Source organism: Streptomyces sp. NPDC059009 (assembly GCF_042740175.1).
Classification (GTDB): domain Bacteria; phylum Actinomycetota; class Actinomycetes; order Streptomycetales; family Streptomycetaceae; genus Streptomyces.
The window spans coordinates 1-5,012 of the sequence record NZ_JBHYJB010000097.1; the positions used below are offsets into that span (position 1 = coordinate 1).

Here is a 5,012-nt window from a genome sequence, read left to right on the forward strand (position 1 = left end):
GCGCTCGGCCGGGTCCGCGGAGCGGCCCCGGCACGCGGAGAGGCCGCGGAGCGGCCTCGTCGGGCGGTGCGGGTGCGGCGCCACCCCAGCCACCCCCGGAAATCAGGGGCGCTGCGCCCCACGCGCCAGGGCCTCGCCCGAGGCGGGCCGTGGCAACGGCTGCGCCCCGGGGCGGAGTTCAGCCGTTCCCCGGGGCGCAGAGAGGTGTTTGGTCAGGACGGTTCGGACGCGAGCGGGACGACGGTGCGGGGGCGCTTGGTGCCGGTGCGCCGGTCGCGGACTGCGGTCACGACGTCGGCGGGGGCCGGAGTGATGCCGTGGGCGAGGTAGCGGATGCCGGGCCCGGTCGGGGCTTCGAGCTCCCGGCCGACGGGGGCGGGCTGGCGGGGGTCCGTGCGCCAGCCGTACCGCTCGTCCCACACGATCGTTGCGGCTGGTGCGCCCTCGCCGAGCGGGATGCCGGCCGCAGCCACGCCGCCGGGACGCACGGTGATGCCCGGCACGTCGAGCACCGGGATGCCGTCCTCCTGGAGGGCGTCGACCACAGACTCGACGTACGGCGCGGCCGCGGCTGCGCGCCGCTGGGCGTGCGCGGTCACCACGGCGTTGCGGGCGGCGCGCAACGGGTAGCCGAGCCGCTCGGAGACCTGCTCGGCGCCCAGGTTGTGCGCGGCGTCCTGGTCCAGGAGCTCGCGCACGCGCTGCGCCCGGAGAGCGGTGAGGGCGCGCTGCGCGGTGTCCTCGTGCACGCCGAGCTCGTCGGCGGCCTGCTCCGCGGTGATGCCCGGCTCGGCGTCCAGGAGCGTGGCGATGCGCGGGGCGAGATCCTCACGGGGCATCAGGTCGCCCGTCCCGGTGGGGCGGCCGCCGCCGTGGCCGCTTCCGGGACGGTTCGCGTTCCAGTCGAGGAGCTTCTGGCGGGGCCAGTGATCGATGCCCTTGACCGGCACCACGTGCTCCGCGATGCCGGGGGCGTGTCTGTAGGACTCCCAGGAGCGCGGGGAGAGCCTGAGGAGGGCGGGGGCCTCATTGCGGTCGAGGAGGTCGTCTGGGCGGTCCTCAGCGGGCAGCGACGGGCCGGGAGTGCCGTTGAGGAAGGCGTCCACCTGCTCACCGTCGAACAGCGGGGTGCGCACCGAGGTGAGGGACTTGGGGTACGCGGGGCGTTTGTGCAGCCGCTTGTTCTTGAAGGAGCCCAGGGGCACGCCTTCGGCCTCGGCGACCTCGGCGAGGGTGCGCACCAGGTGCACGCGTCCAGCGCGGATCATGAGCGGGTTGTCCTTCCAGAAGGGCAGCGTGCAGCACATCGGCGCACGGGGATGGGACGGACTCTTAAACCAAAAACAGTATCGGCCTCTGGTCACAAGCGGCAAGGGGGCGCGCACGCGGAGCCGTCGTGACGGACGAGGTGGGGCCGATAGACTGCCGGTGAACTCCCTCCCTTTGGGAAGGTTTTCGGTTGGCCGGTGCCCGTGCCACCCGCTTCGGCGGACTGAGGGCACCGGCCGTTTGCGTACGGGCTGTCCTCCGCTACGCAGAGCGGAGGACAGCCCGTACGGGGTCAATACTGGTCGGGGTCGGGGAAGGCGCCGCCGCGGCCGGGGTTGAACTCGCCGATGCTCATGGACCGGACCTCTCCGAACTGCCAGCCGGTGCCCGGGGCGTAGTGCTCGCCGAAGGCGTCGCCGAGCTTGCTGAGGGCCCCGGCGTCGTCGCCGTTGAGGAACTTCTGGGTGGGCTCGGCCATGATGTCGTCGCGGAAGTTCATGTCGATCTCTCTCCACCGTGCGTCCTTGCGGCGGCCGGTATCGATGATGACCTTCGCGTTCATCTGCAGGTGCGCCCCGCTGCTGGACATGCGGGCCGCCCTGCGCGAGCTCATGGCCTGCTGGCGGGCCTTCGGCGAGGCGACGACGGCCTTGGCGAGCTTGGCCTGGTTGCCGCGCGGCTTCTGGCTGGCGATGTGCTGCTGCTTCGCGGCGTCGGTGAGCTTGCCGATGTGCACGGCCTGCCGGGTGCCGGGGGTGTGGCCGCGCCGTTCGTTGCGCAGCCAGCCCTTGATGGTGCGGGGCTTGACGCCCGCCGCGTGTGCGGCCGCGTCCACCCCGCCCATCTCCTTGATGGCCTGCTCGACGGTCTTGGGCATCGCCTTGTCTTCGGCGCGGACCCAGTCCTTGATGGTGCGGGGCTGAACGCCTGCGAGGCGGGCGGCCTCGTCCACGCCGACGAGGCCGACGCGCTCGCGGATGGTGGCCGGGAGTTTCCCGATCCACGCCTTCCAGAAGACCTCGCCCTGGTTGCGGATGGACATCAGACCTCACCCCACTCTTCGGCCGGGGTGAACGCGGACGCGGTGGGGAACCAGCGCTTTCCGGGCCGCAGGCGGGTGAAGATGTCCGCCGCGTGGGCTGCGCCCTCGGGCTTGAAGTTTCCGAGATCCTTCTCCATCTTCAAGCCGGGCACGGCCGTGGCGAAGCACGGGTCGTCGGTGACGTAGGCGAGCATGTCGGTCTTCACCGCGATCGGCCACATGTCGTGGGTCTCGCCCACGCGCATGATCGTGCGGACGAGGTTGGCCTGCTGGGCGGCGAGGGCGGCCTGCTGCACGTTGGGCAGGAACGTGTCGCTGTCGGTGGTGCCCAACTCGGGCCGCCCGCGCAGATGATCACTGTTGAACAGGCCGATGGAGTTCGTGTAGGTGTCCTTCAGCGTCGCGGCGACCAGCTCATCCGTGCCGGACGTCAGGCTCTTGCGGGCGGTGGCGAGCTGCCGGTACCAGGACTCCAGCATCCGGTAGTGATCGGGCCACACCCACGATTCGAGGATCTCGAACTCCGCACCGAGATCCTTCTGGGCGTAGGCGAGGGTGGGCGTCTGGTACCAGCGGGGCGAGTCGTCCTCACGGCGCGGGCCGAACGGATCGAAGCACCCCCAGTGCTCCCACTTGCTCAGGCGGGCCAGGTGCAGGCCGGGCATGACCGGGTCGAACTCGGCGGGGTTCTCGCGGTGCTCGACGCGGCCGCGCCCCACCCGCAGCGAGCTGCACACCGACAGGTACGAGGCCCTCGCGTCGAAGAGCAGGACGAACCGCTTGTCGAGCTCCTGCTTTGTGGGCTGGCGGTCCCACACCTTGGCCACGTACATGTTGCGCCGCTCCATCAGGATCGGCGGCATCTCCACGCTCTCCAACGGGGCGGCGCGGCGCCCGTTCTTGGGCCGGGTGGCGCGCAGCAGCTCGTGCCCGGTGACGCCCGGGGTGGTGCGGTAGGTGATGCCGATGGTGTCGGCGAGCTGCTGCAGCCGCTTGGCCAGGAGCGCGGGGGCGGGGGCGTCCTCGAGGAACCGGGTCGTGTCGGCGATGTGCGGGACGACGACGAGCTGCGCGCTGATGTTGCGGCCGCCGCCGGGGCGCTCGCGCCAAATGCGGGTGGGGTTACCCCACTTGTTCACGCTCCAGCCCGCTTCCCGGGCGCGGGCCAGGAAGGGGTGGCCGACGTGCTCGGCGAGGAAGGCGCGGCGCTCGTCGGCCGGGACGTCTCCGGGCACGGGCAGGGCGAGGGCCTCGCTGAGCTCCGCCGTGATCCAGATCTGGCCGGTGTCGGGGCGCCACTTCGCCGAGGCACCCGAGCCGCGGGCGGCGCCGCCGTGTCCGAGGCCGAGCTCGTCGACGAGCTCGGCGAAGCGTCCGGCGTGCAGCTCGCCAGTGGGGGGCAGCGGCAGGACGGTGCCGTCGGGCAGGTACAGGCCGTCGGTGTGGGCGACGGCGGCCGCCGCCCGCCACGGGGCCGTCACCTCGGAGTGCGCGACGTCCTCGTCGTCCTGGTCGTCGTTCTCGTCCGGGCCGTCGAGGAGCTGGTCGTCGAGCGGGGCGTCCGCTCCGGAGCGGACGTCGGCCGCCTCCTGGACGACGTCGCCGACCGCCTCGGCCCCGGAGCCGACAGGGTCCGACGCGGCGTCGGGCTGCTCAGGCTCGGACAGCTCGACGGCCTCGGCGGGTTCCTCGGCCGGTGCGGGCTGCTCGACGTGGGACGGCCCGTCGGCGGGCGAGGCGGCCTGTGCCGGGACCGCGGGCGCGGGTTTGGCGGGTGAAGAGGCCGGCGGGGCCGGGGAGTTGGCCGGAGGCGGGGTGAGGGCGGAGAGGTCGAAGAGCGGGTCGGCCTGCGGGGTGGGCGGCGTCGGCGGCCTCTGAGGGCCGGGAGCCTGGCCGGGGCCGTCCTCGTCGCCGTTGAGGTCGAGGGCGGAGGCGGGCAGGTCCCACACGCGGCGGCGGCCGCCGGGCATCGGCCTGCGGACCTTGACCCACCGGCCGTTCTTGGCGGTCTCGTACTCCACCTCAATGACCTTGGCCTGGCGCAGCGCCTCGGTGAGCACGTTGGCGGACACGGTGAACGTCTCCTGTAGTTCGGCGGCCATGCGCAGCGCGATGCGGGTGGCCTGCTGGTGATCGAGCCAGACCCGCTCCTCGGTGGTGCCGTCGTCGTTGGTGACGGTGGTGACGACGCCGAGCTGCACGCCGCCCGCACGCAGCACCGGGCGGCCGTGGTTCTGGTTGGTCGGGTCGTCGGCGGAGTTGTCGACGACGCTCCAGCCGTAGCGCAGTGCGGTGGCGTGGTTGGCGGGGCACTTCCCGTCGGGGCCGACGAGGTGGGCGTGCCGTCCGCTGAAGGCGGTGGCGAGGTAGCCGAGCAGTCGCTTGTGCATGGTCGAGTTCTCCAGCAGGTTGCGCTCGCGGTCACAGGCGTCCAGCAGCGCGGACCAGGCGCGCGCCCACCAGTCTGCGGCCTCCTCGGCGCTCGCGGCGCCGACTTCGGTGAGGTAGCGCAGCAGCATGTGCCAGCCGGTGGCGAACTGGCCGAGGTGCTCGGCGGGCCGGTCGCCGCAGTAGGGGCGCAGCTGCGAGGCGTAGGCGTTGGCGAGCGTGCGGACGGTGGCGCAGTGGGCGTCGTAGTCGGCGGCGATCCACCGGATGTAGGAGGACGTCAGCAGCGCGCACCGGGTGGCGAACTCGGGGG

General features: G+C 72.7%; 2 protein-coding genes and 1 pseudogene. All 3 read right to left on the bottom strand.

Going from position 1 to position 5,012, the window contains the following annotated elements; genetic code table 11:
- Positions 1–212 precede the first annotated feature (212 nt).
- Entirely contained in the window at positions 213–1,268 is a 1,056-nt protein-coding gene (locus ACFWYM_RS44865) for a hypothetical protein (RefSeq protein WP_384851351.1), read from the bottom strand.
- A 293-nt stretch (positions 1,269–1,561) separates the two neighbouring features.
- On the bottom strand, positions 1,562–2,311 hold the full coding sequence (locus tag ACFWYM_RS44870) for a hypothetical protein (protein WP_384851352.1): 750 nt from the start codon (positions 2,309–2,311) through the stop codon (positions 1,562–1,564).
- Positions 2,311–5,012: pseudogene (locus ACFWYM_RS44875) on the bottom strand (hypothetical protein); the annotation flags it as partial. The pseudogene ACFWYM_RS44875 and the gene ACFWYM_RS44870, both read right to left, overlap by 1 nt.

Excerpts from the sequence above, each read along its gene's own strand:
- ACFWYM_RS44865 (WP_384851351.1), bottom strand. The coding sequence starts at position 1,268 with ATGATCCGCGCTGGACGCGTGCACCTGGTGCGCACCCTCGCCGAGGTC.
- ACFWYM_RS44870 (WP_384851352.1), bottom strand. The coding sequence starts at position 2,311 with ATGTCCATCCGCAACCAGGGCGAGGTCTTCTGGAAGGCGTGGATCGGG.